Consider the following 21,682-nt stretch of genomic DNA (forward strand, 5'->3'; position numbering starts at 1 on the left):
CGGGGCGCGAGCGGCGGGGCGGGCGGTCAGGGGTCCGGTACGGCGAAGTCGCACCACACGGCCTTGCCCTCGCCGCGCGGCTCGACGCCCCAGCAGGAGGCGACCGCCTCCACGAGGAGCAGCCCGCGCCCGGAGGTGGCGGTCTCCGCGGGCGATCTCCTGCGGGGGCGGGCGCTGGAGCGGTCCTTCACCCACAGCCGGACACGGCGCGGCGGCCCGGAGAGCACCTCCAGGGTGAGGATGGCTCCTCCGTCGGTATGGACGAGGGCGTTGACGAGGAGCTCGCCGGCCGCCACTTCCACATCGTCGGCGACGGCGCCGAACCCCCACGACGCGAGGTGTTCGCGCAGCGCTGCCCGCGCGTCGGCGAGCCCTTCGGGGTCGGCCTGGTGGACGTACCGGTGGATGCGCGGCTCCTGGGGCGTCCCGGGGTCGGGCAGTCTGCGCAGGACCAGCAGTGCCACGTCGTCACTCGTGCTCCACCTCTCCCACAGGGCGTGGGAGAGGTGGTCCGCCAGGGCCTCGGCGCGTTCGGGTCCCTCGCGCATCACCGCGGCGAGGTTGCCCATGCCGGTGTCGACGTCGAGGGCGGCGTCCTCCACGAGTCCGTCGGTGCAGAGCACCATGGTCTCGCCCGGCACCAGGTCGAGGCGCACCTCGGGGAAGTCCTCCATGCCGAATTCGGTGGCCAGGCCGAGGGGCAGCCCGCCGGGGACCCGGGGCACGCCCACGCGGCCGTCCACGTGGCGCACGAGGGGCGGCAGATGTCCGGCGCGGACGGCGCGCACGATGCCGGTGGCGGGGTCGAACTGGGCGTACGTGCAGGTGGCGAACCGCTCGGTGTCGAGTTCGGCGAGGAAGCGGGAGGCGCGGGAGAGCACGGTGCCCGGCGGGTGGCCCTCGCCGGCGAAGGCCCGCAGGGCGATGCGCAGTTGGCCCATGATGGCCGCGGCGTGCGTGTCGTGCCCTTGCACGTCGCCCACGGCCAGGCCGATGCGACCGCGCGGCAGGGCGATGACGTCGTAGAAGTCGCCGCCGACGTCGCGTCCGCCCCACGCCGCGTGGTAGCGCACGGCGACCTCGCAGTCCGCGACGGCGGGGACCCCGCGCGGCAGCATGGTGGCCTGGAGGCTCTTGGCCAGGTCCCGTTCCTCGTCGAAGAGCATGGCGCGCTGCAGCGACTGGGCGACGATGCCGGAGAGCCCGATGCAGAGGTTGCGGTCCGCGTCGGTGAAGTCCTTGCGGCCGCGGTAGAAGAGGCCGAGTCCGCCGATGGCACGGTCCTGGGCGACCAGCGGCAGGAACGCCGCCGAGTCAAGCCGCATGTGCTCGATGTAGGGCCGCAGGCGGGTGAAGCGGCGCGCGAGGTCGGGCAGCGAGGCGACGAACCGGGGCTGCCGCGTCATGACGGCCTCGGCGAGCGGCTGGGACTCGTCGACCTTGTGCAGCTTGAGTTCGTCGAGGGCCTGCATCGTCTGGCCGACCAGCGCGATCAGCTTCAGCTTGTCCCCCTCGACGAGACCGAGGACGAGCCCGTCGGCGGCGAACCGGTCGAGGCCGCTCGCGCCGGACAGGACGGCGACCACGTCGTCGACCGTGACGGCCCGGGAGAGGGCCTGCGTGGTGCCCTGCACCATCAGGGCGATGCCCTGGCGGCGTTCCTCCCTGGGGTCGATGGCGGCGAGTTCCGCCCCGTCGTCCGACGCCGACCGCAGCACGCCGAGCACGCGCACGGCCCGGCCCTCGCCGTCGCGGACGATGCGTCCGCGCGCGTGGCCGAGGTGGATCGTGCCGTCCCTGCGCCGGGCCCGGAAGTACACGCCGTACCGGTCCGCTCCGGAGGCGACGGCCTCCGTGACGGCGTAGTTGATGCGCACCGCCTCCTCAGGGGGGATGCGCCCCCGGAGTGAGGTCACCAGGCCGTTGAATTCCTCGGGGCGCAGGTCGAGCACCGCGAGGGAGCCCGCGTCGAGGCCGAGCACGCCGGTCTCCAGGTCCCAGTCGAAACCGCCCACGCCGGTGAGGAGCAGGCACTGTTCCACATCGACGGATGTCTTCTTCGCTGACGTCATGGTGGTCTCCGGTATGCCGCTCGGCCACCATATGCTCCGCGTGCGTCACCCGCCCGCCGGAGTCCGGCGTGCCATTGGTCCCGGCAAACGTGACCTTGGTCCTGTGTGAGTCGTCATCGTCGGGACATTCGCTCTGTGTCGGCCTGGAGATCCAGTGCCGACCCGAGCACAAAGAGAGGAACGTTCTCGTGGGCATCATCGCCTGGATCCTGATCGGTCTCATCGCGGGAGCCATCGCCAAGGCCCTCACCCCCGGCAAGGATCCGGGAGGCTGCCTGGTGACCATGGTGATCGGCATCGTGGGTGGGCTGCTCGGCGGCTGGCTGGGCAAGGTGATCTTCGGGGTTCACTCCATCAACGGGTTCTTCCACCTGTCGACGTGGATCGCCGCCATCATCGGCTCCGTGATCGTTCTGTTCGCCTACCGCATGATCGCGGGGAAGCGGTAGGCCCCACCCGCAGGTCCCTAGGGGGCGCGCATCCGGCCGGATGCGCGCCCCCGATGCGTTTCCGGACACTTCCGCATTAGCTCACTTGTTCGAGTCCCGGCTACACTGGCCGCATGGCAACCCACCAGCTCCAGGGATCGCTCTTCGATCAGAGCGACGACGTACGCCTGGGCTCCCTGGCCGGAATCCGCCGGACGGTCCTCGGCGACGGCGCGTGGATCGATCTCCTGCCGGGCTGGCTGAGCGGCGCCGACGCCCTGTTCGAACAGCTGGCCACGGAGGTCCCGTGGAAGGCCGAACGGCGCCAGATGTACGAACGGGTCGTGGACGTGCCCCGCCTCCTCGCCTTCTACGGCGCGGGCGAACCGCTCCCCCACGCCGTCCTCGAAGAGGCCCGCCGGGCTCTCTCCGAGCACTACGCCGACGAGCTGGGCGAGGCGTTCACGACAGCGGGCCTGTGCCACTACCGGGACGGGCGCGACAGCGTGGCCTGGCACGGCGACCGGATCGGCCGGGGCGCCCGCGAAGACACGATGGTCGCCATCCTCTCCGTGGGCGACCCCCGCGACCTGCTGCTCCGCCCGCGCCGCGGCGGCGCCACCGTCCGCCAGCCCCTCGGACACGGCGATCTGATCGTGATGGGCGGCTCCTGCCAACGCACCTGGGAGCACGCCGTCCCCAAGTCGGCGCGCGCCTCCGGTGGACGCATCAGCGTCCAGTTCCGGCCCCACGGCGTGCGGTGAGGGCGAACAGCCGGGTGAGCGCGTGGCGCACCACTTTGGCGAGCACGGCGGGGCGGAACAGCAGCGTGGGCGGTGCCGTCATGTTCAGGACCCGTACGAACCGTGCCCACACGCTCGGGTCGTGCACGGCGAGCGCGAAGACCTGCTGGTTGTACCAGTGGGCGAAGCGTGCGGACAGCGGGTGCCGGTCGGGGGCCCACATGAGGTCGGAGCTGGTGGCCATGGTCCACGGGACCTGGATGACGCGGGCCGCGGCGCGCTGGTAGGCGCGGCTGAGCCCGTCGAGGCCGCCGGACCGGTGGCGTTCCAGGAGACGGCCGAGCAGCTGCGCTTCCAGTGCGGCGACGGTGAGTCCCTGCCCGTACACGGGGTTGAAGACGCAGAGCGCGTCGCCGACCGCGACCAGACGTTCGGGCCAGCGCGCGTTCTTGTGGTGCAGGCGCCATGCGTTGCCGGGGTTCGTGTAGCGGTGGATCTCTCCCTCGCGGGTGCCGCGCTTGATCTGTTCGGCGAGTCGCGGGGTGCCGAGGCTCTGGGCGAAGCCGAGGTAGCCCTCCTCGTCGGTGGGCGGCACGTGTTCGTCGACGCCGAACAGCGAGCACATCCAGCGGTCGCGCTCCACCGCGAGGACCACGCCGCCGCGCGGTACGTCGGGCGCGAAGGCCATTTGGTAGGCGACGTCGAAGTCCTGCTGGTCCCGCGGCGGGCGTACGTAGCACGCGGAGGTGTAGGTGATCTTCGCCTTGATGACGTTCTTGGGGGAGGCCGGCAGCCGCGCGTCGGTGAGCCAGCGGTCGACGGACGTGGAGCGGCCCGACGCGTCGACGACCAGATCGGCGGTGACCTCGGTGGCGTCCTCCTCCTCCGTGCGGTACCTGACCCGGTCCAGGCGGCCGGGCGCGCTCGCGGTGACCGTCTCGCAGTGGGCGTCGGGGACGATGCGCACCGCGGGGAGCGCCGACACCCGCTGCCGCAGCCGGCGCTCCAGTTCGTCGCGCGTGAAGGTCTGGATGCGGACGCCCACCGGGGCGGTCGGCGCGAATCCGGTGGGCAGGAGGAAGCTGAGCCGCTCGCCGTAGTCGAAGACGGGCGCGCCCTCGTCGGCGAGCTCCGCCCGCAGCCCGGGGAAGAGGGCTTCCAGCACCTCGCCGCCGCGGGCGAGCAGCGCGTGCGCGTGGTAGCCCTGCGGGACGTGCGGGTGGACGCCGGTGTCCGGCAGCACCGGGTCACGCTCAAGGACCAGCACCTCGGTGAAGTGGTCGGCGAGGACCCGGGCGGTCACAAGACCGGCGTATCCGCCCCCTACGACGACGGCCCGCTCCCAGCGGGCGGCGGGCGGCGAGCTGTGCTGGTTGTCCGGCATGGCCGGTCCCCTCCCTGTGGGCGCGACGTCACGCCACTCCACCGTCCGGCGCCCCGGTTCTCAAGACCCTCCGGGGAGCGCACGGAAGCACTTGATCCTCCCTCCCGCGTCTCACGCCGAGGATCTTGGGTACTCGTCACAGGCCGCGATCGCCCGTGTGGCGGACCGGCGGACTGTGTGGGCACCGTGGGAGGGGCCCACACCGGCCAGACGCAACCCAGCAGAAAGAGCGGATCATGCCCGCAGGATCGAATCGCAAGAGGGAACGGCAGTACGAGCACATCAAGGAGAGCGCGAAGGACCGCGGCGAGTCCACGGGCCGCGCGGAGGAGATCGCCGCCCGCACGGTCAACAAGGAGCGTGCGCGCTCCGGCGAGTCCCGCACCGCGAGCCGCACGTCCACGAAGGACCCGAAGTCCGCCTCGCAACGTGGCGGCGAGCGTTCTCACCAGGGCTCACAGGGCCCGACCAAGGACCAGCTCTACGCCGAGGCGCGGAAGAAGAACGTCAAGGGCCGCTCGTCCATGAACAAGTCGGAGCTGGCCCGCGCCGTCGGGCGCTGAACCGGCTCCCCCCGTTCACCCGCACGGACCCGGTGATGTCCGCGCGGGCCGAGCAGAAAGGTGCGTCCCCGTGCGTGCTCTGACATGGCAAGGCAAACGCGACGTGCGCGTCGACGAAGTGCCCGACCCTCGCATCGAGAAGCCCGACGACGTGATCGTCCAGGTGACGTCGACCGGCATCTGCGGCTCCGATCTGCACCTCTACGAGGTCTTCGGGCCCTACTTGGACGCGGGTGACATCCTCGGCCACGAGGCCATGGGGGTCATCGCGGAGACGGGCCCCGACGTCACCGAGGTAGCCGTGGGCGACCGCGTGGTGATTCCGTTCAACGTCTCGTGCAACACCTGCTGGATGTGCAAGCAGGGGTTGCAGTCGCAGTGCGAGACGACCCAGGTCAAGTCCATGGGCAGCGGCGCCTCGCTGTTCGGGTTCACCAAGCTCTACGGGCAGGTGCCCGGCGGGCAGGCCGAGCTGCTGCGCGTGCCCTTCGGCAACACGCTGCCCATCAAGGTGCCGCACGGCCCGCCGGACGACCGGTTCGTGTACCTGTCCGACGTGCTGCCCACGGCGTGGCAGGGCGTGGAGTACGCCGACATCCCGCCGGGCGGCAGCGTCACGGTGTTCGGCCTCGGGCCCATCGGCGACATGGCCACCCGCATCGCACGGCTGCGCGGCGCCGAGCTGGTCATCGGTGTCGACCTGGTCGACGCCCGCCTGGAGCGCGCCCGCCGCAACGGCACCACGGCCCTCGACCTGCGCGAGCACGGCAAGGACCTGGGCGACGCCATCCGTGACCTCACGGACGGCCGCGGTACGGACGCCGTGATCGACGCGGTCGGTCTGGAGGCGCACGGTGCGCCGGTGGCGACGGCCGCCCAGCGCGCCACCGCGCTCCTGCCCGACAAACTGGCCCGTCCGCTGATGGAGAAGGCCGGCATCGACTGCCTGACCGCTCTCCACGCGGGCATCGACGCGGTCCGGCGCGGCGGCACCCTGTCCATCAGCGGCGTCTACGGCGGTGCCGCGAGCCCCATGCCGCTCCTGACCATGTTCGACAAGCAGATCCAGCTGCGCATGGGCCAGGCCAACGTGTGGCGTTGGATCGAGGACATCCGCCCGCACCTGACGGACGACGACCCGCTGGGCGTCGACTCGTTCGCCACGCACCACCTGCCGCTCAAGGACGCCCCCTCGGCCTACGCGACGTTCCAGGCCAAGGAGGACGGCATGGTCAAGACGCTCCTGCGGCCATGAGCGCTCGGCACGACGACGGTCCCGGCGCCCTAATCGTGATCGACATGATCAACACGTACGACCACAAGGACGCCGAGCAGCTGCTGCCTTCGGTGCGCGAGGTCGTGCCGGTCATCAAGGACCTGCTCACCGCCGCCCGTGGGAGCGGGGCGCCGGTGATCTACGTCAACGACAACTTCGGCCAGTGGCGCTCCCACCACGGGGAACTGGTCGAGGCCGCCATGGCGGGGCCGCACGCGGACCTGGTCGGGCCGGTGCGGCCGGACGACGACTCGCTGTTCGTCGTGAAGGCCCGGCACTCGATCTTCTACGAGACGCCGCTGACCTATCTGCTGTGGGAGCTCGGCGTCCGCAAGGTGACGCTGTGCGGCCAGGTGACCGAGCAGTGCGTGCTGTACTCGGCGCTCGACGCTCACATCCGGCACCTCGACGTGACCGTGGCCGCCGACGCGGTCGCCCACATCCACCCCCATCTCGCGGAGGCAGCACTGGAGATGATGCGCATCAATCTCGGAGCCCGGATCGCCAACGGCAAGGACATCGAGTTCGGCGGGGGCGGCACCATCTCATGACGCGTTTCATCACAGTCGGCGCGCTGCTGGCCTGCGCGGTCTGCGGTGCGTTGCTCGCCGTACTGACGTCACCCTGGTGGTGGGCGGCCGCCGCGCCGCTCGCGGTGGTGGCGCTGACCGGTGTGTACGACCTCGTCCAGCGACGGCACTCCGTGCTGCGGAACTATCCCGTCCTGGGGCATCTGCGGTTCTTCATGGAGGCGCTGCGGCCGGAGCTGCAGCAGTACTTCGTGGAGCGCAACTACGACGGCAGGCCCTTCGACCGCGACACCCGCAGCATCGTCTACGAACGGGCGAAGGGGGTCGCCGCCGAGGAACCGTTCGGCAGCGAGCGCGACATGGACGTCCGGGGCTACGAGTTCCTCGTGCCGTCCATGGCGCCCGCGCCGGTCCCGCAGGAGCCGCCCCGCGTCCGGGTCGGCGGGCCCGACTGCGAGCAGCCGTACGACATGGCCCTGCTCAACGTCTCGGCGATGAGTTTCGGCTCCCTCTCCGCCAACGCGATCGTGGCGCTGAACACCGGGGCGGCGCGGGGCGGGTTCGCGCACGACACCGGTGAGGGCGGCCTCTCCGACCATCACCTGCGGCCCGGTGGCGACCTCGTCTGGGAGATCGGGACGGGCTACTTCGGCTGTCGCACCCGGGACGGCGAGTTCGACGCCCGGCAGTTCGCCGAGAAGGCCGCCCATCCGGCCGTACGCTGCGTGTCGCTCAAGCTGTCGCAGGGCGCGAAGCCGGGGATCGGAGGCGTGCTGCCCGGCAGCAAGGTCAACGCCGAGATCGCCTCCGTACGCGGCGTACCGCAGGGCGAGACCGTCATCTCGCCGCCGTACCACCGTGTGTTCTCCACGCCCCGCGAGCTCGTCCGGTTCCTGGCCAGGATGCGGGAGCTGGCGCACGGCAAGCCGGTCGGGGTCAAGCTCTGCCCCGGGTCACGGACCCAGTTCCTCGCCGTGTGCAAGGCCATGGCGGCGGAGGGGATCACCCCGGACTTCATCGTCGTCGACGGCGCGGAGGGCGGGACGGGCGCGGCGCCCCTGGAATTCGCCGACCACCTCGGCATGCCGCTCACCGACGGGCTCATCACGGTCCACAGCGCCCTCACGGGCGCGGGGCTGCGGGACCGTATCCGCATCGGTGCCAGCGGCAAGGTGGCGACGGGCTCCGACATCGTCAAGCGCCTGGCCATGGGCGCCGACTACACGAACGCCGCCCGGGCGATGATGTTCGCCGTCGGCTGCATCCAGGCCCAGCGCTGCCACACCAACCGCTGCCCGACCGGCGTCACCACCGTGGATCCGCGGCGTGCCCGTGCCCTCGACGTCGTGGACAAATCGGCGCGCGTCACCCGGTTCCAGAAGGCCACGGTCGAGAGCGCGCTGCAGATCATGGCCGCGATGGGGGTGCGCGACGCCGCCGACCTGGGCCCGCACCTCGTGCGGCGCCGCGAGGACAACGGGAGGTTTCGGTCATACGCTGACTTGTACGACTGGCTCTCCCCCGGTGAGCTGCTCGCCGCACCGCCCGAGAGCTGGGCCGCCGACTGGCACGCGGCGGATCCGGACCGCTTCGCCACCTGACTGACGCGTTTGGATCATGCGGGCCCGGAAACAGGAGGGACGCCACGTATCGCCCGCGACAACGCGGGCACCCGGAACGTGACCAGTCGCAGGATGGGAACGCCGACCATGGAGAGGCACACGTAGCTGATGAACCACGTCACAGGTAAGGCGACCACCACCGACGCCGGCGTACCGGTCGAGAGTGACGAACACTCGCTCACCGTCGGCGCCGGCGGCCCGATCCTCCTCCAGGACTCCTATCTGATCGAACAGATGGCGCAGTTCAACCGGGAGCGCATCCCCGAGCGGCAGCCGCACGCCAAGGGCAGCGGCGCCTTCGGCCACTTCGAGGTCACGGGCGACGTCAGCCGCTACACGAAGGCGGCGCTGTTCCAGCCGGGCGCCCGCACCGATCTCGTCATCCGGTTCTCGACCGTGGCCGGTGAGCGCGGCAGCCCGGACACGTGGCGCGACCCGCGCGGCTTCGCGGTGAAGTTCTACACCAGCGAGGGCAACTACGACATGGTCGGGAACAACACCCCGGTCTTCTTCGTGAAGGACCCGATGAAGTTCCAGCACTTCATCCGGTCGCAGAAGCGCCGCGCGGACAACAACCTGCGCGACCACGACATGCAGTGGGACTTCTGGACCCTCTCCCCCGAGTCCGCCCACCAGGTCACCTGGCTGATGGGCGACCGCGGCATTCCGCGCAGCTGGCGCCACATGAACGGCTACTCGTCCCACACCTACATGTGGATCAACGAGCAGGGCGAGCGGTTCTGGGTGAAGTACCACTTCAAGACCGACCAGGGCGTCGAGAACTTCACCCAGCACGAGGGCGACCAGATGGCCGCGGCCGACACGGACTACCACACCCGTGATCTCTTCGAGCACATCCGGGACGGGGACTACCCGAGCTGGACGCTGTACGTGCAGGTCATGCCGTACGACGAAGCGGCCACGTACCGGTTCAACCCGTTCGACCTGACGAAGGTGTGGCCGCACGGCGACTACCCGCTGGTCGAGGTCGGCAAGATGACCCTGGACCGCAACCCGACGGACAACCACGCCGAGATCGAGCAGGCGGCGTTCCAGCCCAACAACCTGGTCCCGGGCATCGGCCCGAGCCCCGACCGCATGCTGCTGGCCCGGCTGTTCTCGTACGCCGACGCGCACCGCTACCGGATCGGCGCCAACTACCAGCAGCTGCCCGTGAACGCCCCCGTCGTGCCCGTCCACACGTACTCCAAGGACGGCGCGATGGCGATCCACAAGCGCCAGGACCCGGTCTACGCGCCGAACTCCAAGGGCGGCCCGGCCGCCGACACGGCCCGCTACGGCTCCCCGCCCAGCTGGTACGCGGACGGCGACATCACCCGTTCGGCCTATGTCGACCACGCGGAGGACGACGACTGGGGCCAGCCGGGCACCATGGTCCGCGAGGTGCTCAACGACGCCGAGCGCGACCGTCTCGTCGACAACGTCGTCGGGCACCTGCTCAACGGCGTGACCGAGCCCGTCCTCGTCAGGGCCTTCGAGTACTGGTCGAACATCGACAAGTCGATCGGTGAGCGCATCGAGCAGGGCGTGCGCGCCAAGGCGGGCGAGAAGGACCCGAAGGCCGCGGAGCAGGCCAACCCGGCGCGCAGCAGCATGCAGGACAAGGCCTGACCGCTCCCCCTCTCACCCTCTGGGCCGGGTCCTCGGCAGCCTCGTCGCCCCCGCGGCGGCGAGCAGACAGAAGCCGAGGACCCACCAGAAGGTGTCGGCGAACGCCGAGGGGATGTCAGGGCCCCGGTCCGCGAGCCGGTTCTCCAGGACCACGGCGAGTGCGGCCGTACCGACCGAACCGCCCACGGTGTTCAGCAGGTTGAGCGCTCCCGCCGCGCGCGGGAGCTGTTCGGGCTCGATGCGGCTGTAGACGATGTTCATCACGGGCGCGCCGATCATCGCCATCCCGATGCCGCGGACCGCGAGGGACGCGATGATCACCGCGTCCGGGGGTTCGTGGCCCAGCTGGGTGAACGGGACCGTCCCCGCGAGGATCAGGACGATGCCCGCGACGACCAGGGTCCGTGGCGCGACCTTGTCGATGGTGCGGTTGACCAGGACGGAACCGGCCGCCGCGCCGATGCCCTGCGGGGCGAGCAGCAGCCCGGCCTCCCACGCCGAGAGGCCGCGGCCGCTCTGGAAGTACAGCGGCAGCAGGAACGTCGTGCCGAACACCGACGCGCCGAGGACGAGCAGCGCGAGGGCCGCCGCCCCGAAGGGCGGCCGGGCGAACAGCCGGGGGTCGACCAGCGGGGTGGCGCGGGTCCGCAGCCCGTGCACGGCGAAGCCCGCCAGCATCGCGAGGCCCGCCGTCACACCGAGCGCCGCGGGCAGGTCACGGCCGTGAGCGACCTCGGTGAGCCCGTACACCAGGACGGCGAGGCCGGGCGAGAGCAGCGCGGCCCCCCGCAGGTCGAACGCCGTGCGCCGGGGCGACGGCGGGACCGCGGGCACGTAGCGGCGGGCGAGGACGGCCGCGAGCGCGCCGATCGGCAGGTTGACGAGGAACAGCCACGGCCAGGAAGCCGTGCTGAGGATGGCGCCGCCGACCAGCGGGCCGAACACCGGTGACAGCAGGGGCACGACGGCGACGACGCTGATCACACGGCCGGTGCGGTTGCGGCCCGCGACGCGGGCGAGCAGCGCCTGTCCGGTCGCGGGCAGCAGCCCGCCGCCGAGCCCCTGGACCACCCGGAAGACGATCAGGCTGGTCGCCGACCAGGCCAGCGCGCACAGCACCGAGCCGAGCAGGAACACGCCCACGGCGGCGAGCCAGGTGCGTCGGCCGCCGAAGCGGTCGGCCAGCCAGCCGGACGCGGGGACGGCCGCGACGACGGCCAGGAGGTAGGCGGTGCTGACCCACTGGATGTCGGCGACCGAAGCGTCGAACTCCTCGGTCAGGCGGTCGATGCCGACGCTGACGATGGTGGCGTCCAGCGTGGCCATGAAGGTGCCGAGGACCAGGATGAACGCGATGCGCAGCAGCTGTCCGTCGACCCGGTCGGCGGGTGGCGCGGCCTCCGTCGTCCGCCCTTCCGGAGCGCTTGTCATCGGCCCTCCAGGAGGTCACGGACGTCGTGGTCGAGGTGCGCGTCCAGGGTGCGGAGCAGGTCGAGGAGTTCGTCCGCGAGTCCGTCGACGCGCACCCCCGCCCGGTGGGCGAGTACGCCGGTCCAGCCGTCGCCGTCCGGCATGACCGTCAGGGTCACCGGGTGGTGCGTGGACTCGCGGAAGCGGGTGCCGACGACCGTGAGGCCGGGGGCGGGTTCGCGGAGGCGGTCCGGGTCGACCGGGTAGTTCTCGAAGACCACGAGGCTGTCGAAGAGCCTGCGCCGACCGGTCAGCCGCTCCAGGTCGGAGAGGGCGACGTGGTGGTGCTCGACCAGTGCGCGCTGCCCGGCCTGAAGGTCGGCGAGCGTCTCGGCGAGGGTGCCCGCGAGCCGTGCGCGGACCGGGACGGTGTTGGCGAGGAGTCCGACGATCTCCTCGACGCCCGCGAGCTCCGGGGGACGGCAGGCGACCATGGCGCCGAAGCAGACGTCCGCACGGCCGGAGCGGCGCGCGAGCAGCACCGACCAGGCGCCCTGCACCAGCGTGTTGCGGGTGAGGCCGCGGCGCGCGGCGAGGCGGGTGAGGGCGTCGACCAGGTCCGCGTCGAACGTGATGAGCGTGGGTTCCTGCCAGGCGGGGCCCGGTTCGCCGCTGCTCAGGCAGTCGCCTTCGGGCAGCCCGGCCAGCTCGGCGGCCCAGAGGTCGAGGTCCGGTTCGTGGTCGGCGCGCCAGCGCAGGTAATCGCCGAACGGCACGGGGGCGGGCAGGTCGGGGGCGACGCCGCGGGTGCGCGCCGTGTACAGGTCGAACAGTTCGGTGAGGATGCGGGGGGCGGACCAGCCGTCGGAGAGGACGTGGTGGCTGGTCATGACGAGGTGGGACCGGTCGGCGCCGTCGCGGATGACGGTCAGGCGCAGGAGCGGGCCATCGGCGAGGCCGAACGGCTCGGCCAGGTCCGCCGCGAGCGCCTCGTCGGCGGGTCCTTCGACCACGCGGAAGTCCGGCCGCGGCGACTTGGGGAGCACCGCGAGGTCGGCGGGGAACACGGCACCGAGGTTCGGGTGACGGGCCATCAGGTCGGCGCCCGCCGCGCGCAGGGCGTCGAGGTCGAGCGGCCCCTCGAGGGTGAACGTCGACTGCACGGTGTACGGGTCGGGGCGTTCGGTGCGCGAGTGCCGGAGCATCACCTCCTGGAGCGGGGTGAGCGGCTGGATCTCGGCGACGGGCGTGCCGCTGTCGAGTGCGCTGATCTCCGGCGCGGCGGCCAGTTCGAGGAGGGCCGTGCGCAGGCACTCGGCCAGCTCCTCCGCCTCGGCGGCGGTGAACAGGGCGGCGGGCCAGGTGATGCGGAACCCGAGTGCGTCGTCGCGCACCAGGGCGTTGACCATCAGGCTGTGCGGCAGGGGCAGGGCGTCGGTGCCGCCGGAGCCGAGCGGGTCGGCGTCCGGTGACGGCTGCCACGGCGTCTCGTCGGTGGGGGCGCCGGGGAACTGGCCGAGGTAGTTCCAGGCGATCTCCGGTGTGACGGGGTCGAGGAGACCCGCGGAGGTGAGGATGCCGTGTCCGAGGCCGTCGCCCTGGGCGCGCAGCCGCTCCTTGACCGTCTGCACGTCGTCGCCCGCGTCGAGGCGCACGGGGTGGACCGCGGTGAACCAGCCGACGGTCTGGGAGAGGTCGACGTGCTGCGGGCGGCCGTGGCTCTCCAGCGCGACCAGTACCTGCGGGGTTCCGCGCCAGGCCCGGACGGCGCGGGCGAGCGCCGTGAGCAGCACGGCGTCCGGTGTGGTGCGGTGGGCGGCGGGCAGGGTCGTGATCAGGGCGCGGGTCGCGTCGGTGTCGAGGTGGATCTCGTGGTGGCGTGCGGTGGCGACGGTGTCCCTGGCGGGGTCGAGCGGTGCGGTGAGGGCCGGGGTGGCGGTCATCCGCTGCCAGTGCGGGAGTTCGGCCCGGCGGTCGGCCTCGCGCAGGGCCTGTGTCCAGCCGAGGAAGGACTGTCCGTGCCGGGTCAACTCGCCGCCCGCGTAGGCGTGTTCGATGTCGTCGAGGAGGATGCGCCAGGACACGCCGTCGGCGACCAGGTGGTGGGCGACGAGGACGAGCCTGCCCGGCCTGTCGGGTCCGGCGTCCACCCACAGGGCGCGCAGCAGCGGTCCGGTGCGCGGGTCCATCGCGTCCCGGATGCCGGTGACGCAGGCGTCGATCAGGGTGCGCAGGTCGCCGTCGGCGGCGCGGACGACGGTGAGGATGTCGGCGCCGGTGACCGCGCCGGCCTGCGGGATGTGCAGCACGTCGGCGCCGAGGCGGGCCCGCAGCACGTCGTGCCGGGCGAGCAACGCGTCGAGTACGGCCTGCCACTCCCCCGCGTCGCCGCCGGGCGGGACGCAGATCTCCACCCACTGGCAGAAGCCGTCGGCGGCGGTGCCCGCGCGGCGCAGCAGGTCGCGCATGATCGGGGTGAGCGGCGCGTCGCCGGTGGCGGGTGCGTCGCCGTCGTCGAGGGTGCGGGCGCGGGCCGCGATGCCGGCGACCGTCGTCCCCTCGAAGACGTCCCGCGCGGTGAGGCCGAGTCCCTGGCGGCGGGCGCGGGAGACGACTTGCAGCGACACGATGCTGTCGCCGCCGATGGCGAAGAAGTCGTCGTCGGGGCCGATGGCGTCGGTGCCGAGGACGTCACGGAAGACGCCGAGCAGGGCCGCTTCGGCTTCGGTGGCCGGTTCGCGGCGTGCGGCGGTCACGGTCTCGGGGGCGGGCAGCGCGGTCGGGTCGAGCTTGCCGCTGGGGCTCAGCGGCAGCCGGTCGATGGGCACCAGCGCGGTCGGGACCATGTGGTCGGGCAGCTCTCCGGCCAGGAACTCGCGTACGCGGGCGGTGTCCAGATCGGCGCCGTCGGTCGGGATGACGTAGCCGACGAGCCGCCCGTCGCGCACGATGACGGCGCAGGCGCGGACGTCGGGGTGCGCGGTGAGCGTGGACTCGATCTCGCCGAGCTCGACCCGGAAGCCACGGACCTTGACCTGGTGGTCGACGCGGCCCAGGAACACCAGCTGTCCGTCGGGCCGCCACCGCACCAGGTCGCCGGTGCGGTACATGCGCTCGCCGGGCGGCCCGAACGGGTCGGCGACGAACCGCTCGGAGGTGAGCCCGGGACGCCCCAGGTAGCCGCGGGCCAGGCTGGGCCCCGCGAGGTACAGCTCACCCGTCACGCCGACGCCCGTCGGCTGGAGACCGCCGTCGAGGACGTACGCGCGGACGTTGGGGTCGGGCAGGCCGATGGGCAGCGGGCCCTCGTCGTCCGGGTCGTAGTGCCAGGTCACGGAGTTGATGGTGACCTCGGTCGGGCCGTAGGCGTTGAAGAGCGCCCGGCGGCCCTGTCCCCAGCGCCGCGCCAGTTCAGGGTCGAGGCGCTCGGCGCCGACGACGAAGAACACGTCGGGGTCGACGGTGCGGTCGTCGGGCATCGCGGCGAGGAACGACGGCAGCAGGTTCACGCCCGTCACCCGGTGCTCGACGATGTAGTCGAGCAGTTCGTCGCCGGGGACGCGCACCTCCTCGGGGGCGATCACGGACGTGCCGCCGGAGAGGAGCGGCACCATCGTCTGCCAGAACGCGACGTCGAAGCTGGTCGACGCGAAGTGCAGGTACCGGTCGTGCTCGGTGACGCCGACGACCTCCTCCTGCAGCGCGATCAGGTCGGGCACGCCCCGGTGGGTCACGCCGACGCCCTTGGGGCGTCCGGTGGTTCCCGAGGTGTAGATGACGTACGCGAGGGCGTCCTCGGTGAGCCGGGCGCGGGCCTCGGCCGGGTCGGTGTCCGGCGCGGCGGCGAGGGTGGCCGGGTCGTCGAGGCGCAGGACGGGGATGTCGCGGTCGACGGGCAGTTCGGCGCCGGTCGACACGACGGCGGCAGGGGCGATGTCGTCGAACATGTACGCGAGCCGCTCCCGGGGGTAGCTCGCGTCCATCGGCACGTACACCGCACCGGCCTTGGCCACGCCGAACAGCGCCACGGTCATCTCGACGTCACGGCCGAGCAGCACCGCGACCGGGTCCTGCGGCCGGACGCCGCGGGAGATCAGCGCGTGGGCGAGGCGGTTGGCCTCGCGGTCGAGGTCGGTGTAGGTGAGGCTGCGGTCACGGCAGACGACGGCCTCGGCGTCGGGCTTGCGCCGCACCTGGGCGGCGAACTCGTCGAGCCAGTGGCCGCGCGCCTTGGCGGGGACGATCTCGGTGCCGGTGCGCAGCATCCGCTCGCGCTCGTCGGCGCCGAGGGCGGGCAGCCGCAGGGCGGGGCGCGTGGGGTCGGCGACGATCTCGCGCAGGAGGTGGTGCAGCCAGCGGCCGTAGTCGCGGACGGTGTGCGCGTCGAAGGCGCGCGGCTGGTAGCCGAGGCCGATGGCGATCTCGTCGTCGGGGATGACGATGACGGTCAGCGCGTAGTGCGTGGCGTCGGTGATGTCGACGCCCGTCAGGTCGAGTCCGGGGGCGAGTGGGGTGCGCTTCCTGCTGGACAGCGGGAAGTTCTCCATCACCAGCATGGTGTCGAAGAGTTCGCCGACTCCGACCGCCCGCTGGATGCCGGGCAGGCCGACGTGGTGGTGCTCGGCGAGCGCGACGCTCTCGGCGTGCACGTGCGCCATGAGGTCGCTCGCCGTCTGGTCCTGGGTGTGCCGCACGCGCACCGGGATGGTGGTGCCGAGCTGGCCGATCATCGACTCCACGCCCGTGACCTCGGCGGGCCGCCCGGACACGGGGCAGCCGAAGACGACGTCGCGGCGCCCGGTGAGCTTGCCGAGGAGCAGGCCCCACGCGGTCTGGAGGACCGTGGTGAGGGTGACGCCCTGTTCGCGGGCGAAGGAGCGCAGCCGGTCGCTGAACTCGCGGTCCAGCGTGACGCTCTCACGGCCGGGCCGCTCGACGGCGGTGCCGACCGTGGCGGGGGCGAGGCGCGTCGCGTCGTCGACGCCGGCGAGCGCGTCCCGCCAGGCGCCGACCGACGCCTCGTGGTCACGGTCCGCGAGCCACCGGAAGTACTCCGACAGCGGCGGGGCAACGGGGGCGGCGGGGCCGCCGTTCAGCTCGGCGTAGAGGGCGAGGAGGGTGCGGCCGACGATCGGCATGGACCAGCCGTCGAGCAGTGCGTGGTGGTTGGTGATGACGAGCTTGTGCTCGTCGGGTCCGACGCGGGACAGCAGGAAGCGGATGAGCGGCGGGCGTGCCGGGTCGAAGGGGCGCTCCAGGTCCTCGCGGGCGGCCTCGGGGAACCGGTCGTCCTCGCGCCAGTCGAGGCTGACGTCGGCGGGGATCACCTGCACCACGTCGTCGCCCGCCGTGCCCAGGTACACGCGCAACGCGGGGTGGCGGCGCAGCAGTTCGCGGGCGGCCTCGGCCATCAGCTCGGGCCGCACCTCGCCGACGAGCGTCGTCACGGCCTGCACGACGTAGACGTCGGCTTCGTGCTCGTCGCGGACCAGGGTGTGGAAGGAGAGCCCGACCTGGAGCGGGGTGGCGGGCAGGACGTCGGCGATGCGTCCGGTGCGTTCGAGGGCGTCGATGGTGTGCTGGTCGAGGTCGACCAGCGGCAGGTCCGACGGGGTGAGTCCGCCGGAGGTGTGCCGCGCGTGCTCGGCGAGCGCGTCCAGCGCGGCGGCCCAGGCGCTCTGGAGCTCCGCGACCGCTTCGGCACCGAGCACGTCGGAGGCGGCCGTCCACTCGACGGCGAGCCGGGGCGCGCCCTCCTCGTGGACGAAGCAGTTGAGGGCGAGGACCTGTTCGAGTGCCTTGGCGTCGGGCTCGATGACGGAGAACGCGTCGCGCTCGGGCAGGCGCCAGCCGGTGCCGGGCAACGAGCCGAAGCGGCCCAGGTAGTTCAGCAGGACGTCGGGCGGCGCGACGGCACCCAGCTCGGCGCCCGCCTCCGGGTCGAGGTGGCGCAGGACGCCGTATCCGATCCCGGCGTCGGGGACACCGCGCCGGGCCTCCTTGGCCGCGCGCAGCACTTGCCCCACGCCGTCGGCGCGGGGGACGCGGACCGGATACTCGCTGGTGAACCAGCCGACCGTGCGCGACAGGTCGAGGTGCTCGCGGCCGTGGCCCTCCATCGTGACGGTCACCGCGTCGTCGTCGGCAGGCCCCCACGCGCGCAGGGCGAGCACCAGTGCGGCGAGCAGTACCTCGTCGACCCCGGCGCGGTAGGCGGCGGGCAGCGTGGTGAGGAGCGCCTCGGTGACCTCGGGCGAGGCGACGGTGACGGACCGGCGAGCGGTCGCGACGGTGTCCCGCTTCTGGTCGAGGGGGCGGGCGCCGAGGCGGGACGCGGAGCCGAGGGCGGTGCGCCAGTGGTCGATTTCGGGGCGGCGGGCGCCGGACGCGCCCTGCTCGGCGAGGAGCGTGGCGTGGCGGCGCCACGACGTGCCGGCCGGTTCGAGGGCGGCGCCGGTGCAGGCCATGTGCAGGTCGGGCAGGAGGATGCGCCAGGACACGCCGTCCATGGCGAGGTGGTGGACGACGACGACCAGCCGGTCCGACGAGCCGTCGGCGGCACGGAGCAGCGCCGCCCGTACCAAGTCGCCCGTACGCGGGTCGAGTTGAACGGCGAGGCGTTCGGCGAGCACGGTGACGCCCTCGCCGTGGACCTCTTCGTGGACCTCGTCGACGACGGCGCGCACGGCGCCGCGGGGCAGCACTTCGAGTCCGTCGTCCACGCGCAGCCGCAGCGCGTCGTGGTGGTCGAGGACCGCCTGTACGCCCGCGACCAGGTCGCCGTGGGCGAGGTCGTCGACGTGCAGGGCGGTCCACTGGGCGTACCCGGCGACGGTGTCCACGTCCGGGTGCGGGTCGAGGAGGCCGCGCACGATGGGCGGGGCGGGCACGGGCCCGGCCGGCTCGTCCACCGGGCCCGCGACGTCCTCCACGAGGGTGGCGGAGGCGGCGAGCGCGGCGAAGCTGCGGCGGGCGAGGAGGTCGCGCGGCCGCAGTTCGAGGCCCTTCGCCCGCAGGCGGCTGCTGATGGTGATCGCGGTGATGCTGTCGCCGCCGAGGGAGAAGAAGTCGTCGTCGATTCCTACGCGTTCGACCTCGAAGACGTCGGCGAGCACGGCGCACAGGAGCCGTTCCCGCTCGGTGCTCGGCTCGCGGCCGCCGCCGGAGGCCGCGGGTGCGGGCAGGGCGGCCCGGTCGAGCTTGCCGTTGGTGGTGACGGGCAGTTCGTCGAGGACCACCACGGCCGCGGGCACCATGTGCTCGGGCAGCCGCGCGGCCAGTTCGGCGCGGACCGCGTCGCCGCTGACGGAGGTGGAGACGACGTACCCGATGAGGCGGGACGAGCGGACGGTGGCGGCGGCCGCGGTGACGCCGGGCACGGCGCCGAGTGCGGCCTCGACCTCGCCGGTCTCCACGCGGTGACCGCGGATCTTGACCTGTCCGTCGCCGCGGCCCAGGTAGGTGAGGCCGCGGCCCGGTATCCAGCGGGCGAGGTCGCCGGTGCGGTACATGCGCGCGCCGGGCGGCCCGAAGGGGTCGGCGACGAACCGGTCGGCGGTCGCGCCGGGCCTGCCGAGGTAGCCGCGGGCCAGGTGCGGGCCCGCGAGGTACAGCTCGCCCATGCGGCCGTGCGAGACGGGTTGCAGCGCGCTGTCCAGGACGTAGACGCGGGTGCCGGCGAGGGGGTGGCCGATGGTCGGGTCGCCGCCGTCGATGCGGGCGGTGGTGGCGTCGACGGTGGCCTCGGTCGGGCCGTACATGTTGCGTGCGGTGATGCCGGATTCGGCGACGCGCCGCCACAGGGCGGGCGGGGTGGCCTCGCCGCCGAGGACGAGGAGCGTGAGCCCGCGGTCGAGGAGGCCACCGTCGATCAGCGGCGTGGCCATGGACGGCGTGGTGTCGACGATGTCGATGGCGTCGCGGGCGTACGCGGCGAGCAGGGCGTCGGCGTCGCGGGCGGTCTCGGTGTCGTACACGTGAAGGCGGTGCCCGCACAGCAGCCAGATCAGGTGGTCGAACGCGGAGTCGAAGGCGAACGAATAGGTGTGGGAGACGTGCAGCCGCCTGCCCGCGGCGCCCTCGGCCTCGGCGACGACCGTCGAACGCTGGTGGTGCAGGAGCGCGGCGAGTCCGCCGGCCCGGCCGAGCACACCCTTGGGGCGGCCGGTCGATCCGGAGGTGTGGATGACGTAGGCGAGGTGTTCGGGGTGGCGGGGCGCGGCCAGTTCGTCGGCGGTCAGTGGTGCGCCGGACAGGGGGGCGGCCTCGTCGAGCAGCGTGCTCCACGGCACTCCGTCGATGTCGTCGGCGGCGGTGAGCACCAGCGCGGGGCGGGTGTCGTCGATGAGCCCGCGCAGCCGCTCGGTGGGGTACGCGGTGTCCAGGGGCAGGAAGGCGGCGCCCGCGTCGAGTACGGCGAGGAGGGCGACGACCGAGTCGGCGGAGCGGGGCAGCGCGAGGGCCACGACGTCGTCGGTCCCGATGGAGCGGGCGCGCAGGGCGCGGGCGATCCGGTGCACGCGGTCGGCCAGTTCGGCCGCGGTCAGCCGGTCGTCGCCGCACACCAGGGCGGTGTGCCCGGGGTCGGCGGCGACCATCGCGTCGAACGCTGCCGGGATGTCGGCGGGTGCGCCGGGCAGGGCGGGCGGGCACCAGGCCGCGAGGAGGCGCTCGGTGTCCTGCGCGCTGCCCGCGAGCGGGATACGCCCGACGGGCCGGCCGTCGATCAGTCCGGCGAGCAGGGCGCGCAGGCCGGCAAGCAGCCCGTCCACGGATGCCTGGTCCTGGGACCTGGCGTCGACCTCGAAGCCGAGCAGCAGTCCCCCGTCGCGGGCCGGCAGGACGCTCAGGCCCATGTCCTCCGGCGGGCCGCCCGCGACGTTGCGCATCACGCCACTGGCGCCGGCGAAGTCGAGGGCGAGGTCGAAGGCCTTGAGGTTGATGCCGCGCCCGTGCAGCAGCGCGCCCGCGCCGGGCACGCCGAGGTCGCGGGGCAGGTCCTCGCCGCGGTAGCGCTGGTGGTCCCGCATCTCCTTCATGGCGGTGGCGACGCGGCGGCTCAACTCACCGAGTCCGTCGCCGGGTCGCACGGTGACGCGCAACGGCAGCACGTTGACGGCCATGGCGGGGGTGCGCAGCTCGACCGAGCCCGTGCGGCACATGAGCGGCAGCGCGAAGACGACGTCGGTGCGGCCCAGCATGCGGTGCAGGAACGCGGCGTAGCAGGCGATGAGCGCCTCGCCCCAGGTGACGCCCTCGGCGTCGGCGAACGCGCGGAGCGCGGCCGTCTCCTCGGGGGTGACGGCGGCGCGGGCGGTCAGCGTGCTGTCGGGCGCTCCGCCGGTGCCGTCGGTGTCGGCGTGGTCGCCGAGTTCGGGGAGCGGGGTGAACCGCTCGACCCAGTACGCGCGGTCGTCGGTGAAGCGGTCGCTCTCGCGGTAGGCGCGGTCGGCCTCGACGAGGGCGGCGAACCCGCCGAACGTCGACGTGCGCGGCTCGGTGCCGTTGACGAGGGCGGTGTAGCGGGCGGCGGTGCGGCGGGCGAGCATCGCGGCGGTGTAGCCGTCGAAGATCAGGTGGTGGCCGAGCTGGGTGTACCAGACCTCGCGGTCGGAGAGCCGGATGACGGTACGCGCATACAGCGGCCGGTCCACCATGCCCCGGCAGGCGGCGCCCGCCCGTGCCCGTTCGGCGTCGACGAGCGCGTGCGCGGCGGCCACCGGGTCGGGGTCACCGCTGACGTCGATCACCTCGGGCGCGGCGACGGGATCCTGGGAAACCGTCTGCCGCGGCCCTTCCGGAGTGTCGTACACGCGCAGCCGCAGCGTCTCGGCTTCCTCGGTGGTCGCCCGGACGGCCTCGACGAGCGCGTCGATGTCGACGGGTTCGCCGCCGGATATCTCCACGACGTCGCCGACCACGTAGTACGGCGAGTCCGGCTCGAGGCGCTGCGCGTTCCAGATGCCCAGCTGGGCGCCGGTCAGGGGCAGCAGGCCGTCCGAGGAGACGCTTGCGGTGCTCAA

Annotated in this window: 11 protein-coding genes; 7 read left to right on the plus strand and 4 right to left on the minus strand. The window is 72.8% G+C overall.

The window, feature by feature from the left end; genetic code table 11:
- Positions 1 to 26: 26 nt before the first annotated feature.
- Positions 27 to 2,072 carry a SpoIIE family protein phosphatase gene (locus AC07DO_RS09270; RefSeq protein ID WP_479058062.1) on the minus strand — a complete coding sequence of 682 codons (2,046 nt, stop codon included), beginning with the start codon at positions 2,070 to 2,072 and terminating at the stop codon, positions 27 to 29.
- Positions 2,073 to 2,260: 188 nt separating this feature from the next.
- On the opposite strand from AC07DO_RS09270, the gene AC07DO_RS09275 reads away from it, so the two are divergent.
- Together AC07DO_RS09275 and AC07DO_RS09280 are read left to right on the plus strand one after the other, a co-directional pair.
- Positions 2,261 to 2,521: a GlsB/YeaQ/YmgE family stress response membrane protein gene (locus AC07DO_RS09275; protein ID WP_268769525.1), complete on the plus strand. Its 261-nt coding sequence runs from the start codon at positions 2,261 to 2,263 to the stop codon at positions 2,519 to 2,521.
- A 113-nt stretch (positions 2,522 to 2,634) separates the two neighbouring features.
- Entirely contained in the window at positions 2,635 to 3,264 is a 630-nt protein-coding gene (locus AC07DO_RS09280) for an alpha-ketoglutarate-dependent dioxygenase AlkB (protein WP_479058063.1), read from the plus strand.
- Here the strand turns inward: AC07DO_RS09280 and AC07DO_RS09285 are convergent.
- Positions 3,230 to 4,627 carry an FAD-dependent oxidoreductase gene (locus AC07DO_RS09285; protein WP_479058065.1) on the minus strand — a complete coding sequence of 466 codons (1,398 nt, stop codon included), beginning with the start codon at positions 4,625 to 4,627 and terminating at the stop codon, positions 3,230 to 3,232. The two genes, AC07DO_RS09280 and AC07DO_RS09285, sit on opposite strands and share 35 nt — an antisense overlap.
- Positions 4,628 to 4,863: 236 nt before the next feature.
- Here AC07DO_RS09285 and AC07DO_RS09290 point away from each other — a divergent pair, with 236 nt between their 5' ends.
- The 5 genes from AC07DO_RS09290 (at position 4,864) to AC07DO_RS09310 (ending at position 10,250) form a co-directional block, all read left to right on the plus strand.
- Positions 4,864 to 5,190 carry a plasmid stabilization protein gene (locus tag AC07DO_RS09290; protein WP_362720154.1) on the plus strand — a complete coding sequence of 109 codons (327 nt, stop codon included), beginning with the start codon at positions 4,864 to 4,866 and terminating at the stop codon, positions 5,188 to 5,190.
- Positions 5,191 to 5,260: 70 nt separating this feature from the next.
- The gene (locus tag AC07DO_RS09295; RefSeq protein WP_479058067.1) at positions 5,261 to 6,445 is read left to right on the plus strand and encodes an alcohol dehydrogenase catalytic domain-containing protein; all 1,185 of its coding nucleotides are present in this window, start codon (positions 5,261 to 5,263) and stop codon (positions 6,443 to 6,445) included.
- Complete coding sequence (locus tag AC07DO_RS09300; protein ID WP_479058069.1) at positions 6,442 to 7,017, plus strand: cysteine hydrolase family protein; 576 nt, start codon at positions 6,442 to 6,444, stop codon at positions 7,015 to 7,017. The genes AC07DO_RS09295 and AC07DO_RS09300 overlap by 4 nt, the downstream gene beginning before the upstream one ends.
- Entirely contained in the window at positions 7,014 to 8,597 is a 1,584-nt protein-coding gene (locus AC07DO_RS09305) for an FMN-binding glutamate synthase family protein (RefSeq protein WP_479058071.1), read from the plus strand. The genes AC07DO_RS09300 and AC07DO_RS09305 overlap by 4 nt, the downstream gene beginning before the upstream one ends.
- A 129-nt stretch (positions 8,598 to 8,726) precedes the next feature.
- Positions 8,727 to 10,250 (plus strand): catalase, encoded by a 1,524-nt coding sequence (locus AC07DO_RS09310; protein ID WP_479058073.1) that lies wholly within the window; start codon positions 8,727 to 8,729, stop codon positions 10,248 to 10,250.
- A 12-nt stretch (positions 10,251 to 10,262) separates the two neighbouring features.
- Here AC07DO_RS09310 and AC07DO_RS09315 read toward each other — a convergent pair whose 3' ends face one another.
- Positions 10,263 to 11,681, minus strand: a complete 1,419-nt coding sequence (locus tag AC07DO_RS09315) for an MDR family MFS transporter (RefSeq protein ID WP_479058075.1) — start codon at positions 11,679 to 11,681, stop codon at positions 10,263 to 10,265.
- The gene (locus AC07DO_RS09320; RefSeq protein ID WP_479058077.1) at positions 11,678 to 21,682 is read right to left on the minus strand and encodes an amino acid adenylation domain-containing protein; all 10,005 of its coding nucleotides are present in this window, start codon (positions 21,680 to 21,682) and stop codon (positions 11,678 to 11,680) included. Before AC07DO_RS09320 ends, AC07DO_RS09315 begins: the two co-directional genes overlap by 4 nt.

The organism is Streptomyces sp. NPDC045678 (assembly GCF_056432085.1).

Excerpts from the sequence above, each read along its gene's own strand:
- AC07DO_RS09315 (WP_479058075.1), bottom strand. The coding sequence starts at position 11,681 with ATGACAAGCGCTCCGGAAGGGCGGACGACGGAGGCCGCGCCACCCGCC.
- AC07DO_RS09300 (WP_479058069.1), top strand. The coding sequence starts at position 6,442 with ATGAGCGCTCGGCACGACGACGGTCCCGGCGCCCTAATCGTGATCGAC.
- AC07DO_RS09270 (WP_479058062.1), bottom strand. The coding sequence starts at position 2,072 with ATGACGTCAGCGAAGAAGACATCCGTCGATGTGGAACAGTGCCTGCTC.
- AC07DO_RS09280 (WP_479058063.1), top strand. The coding sequence starts at position 2,635 with ATGGCAACCCACCAGCTCCAGGGATCGCTCTTCGATCAGAGCGACGAC.
- AC07DO_RS09290 (WP_362720154.1), top strand. The coding sequence starts at position 4,864 with ATGCCCGCAGGATCGAATCGCAAGAGGGAACGGCAGTACGAGCACATC.
- AC07DO_RS09310 (WP_479058073.1), top strand. The coding sequence starts at position 8,727 with ATGAACCACGTCACAGGTAAGGCGACCACCACCGACGCCGGCGTACCG.
- AC07DO_RS09285 (WP_479058065.1), bottom strand. The coding sequence starts at position 4,627 with ATGCCGGACAACCAGCACAGCTCGCCGCCCGCCGCCCGCTGGGAGCGG.
- AC07DO_RS09305 (WP_479058071.1), top strand. The coding sequence starts at position 7,014 with ATGACGCGTTTCATCACAGTCGGCGCGCTGCTGGCCTGCGCGGTCTGC.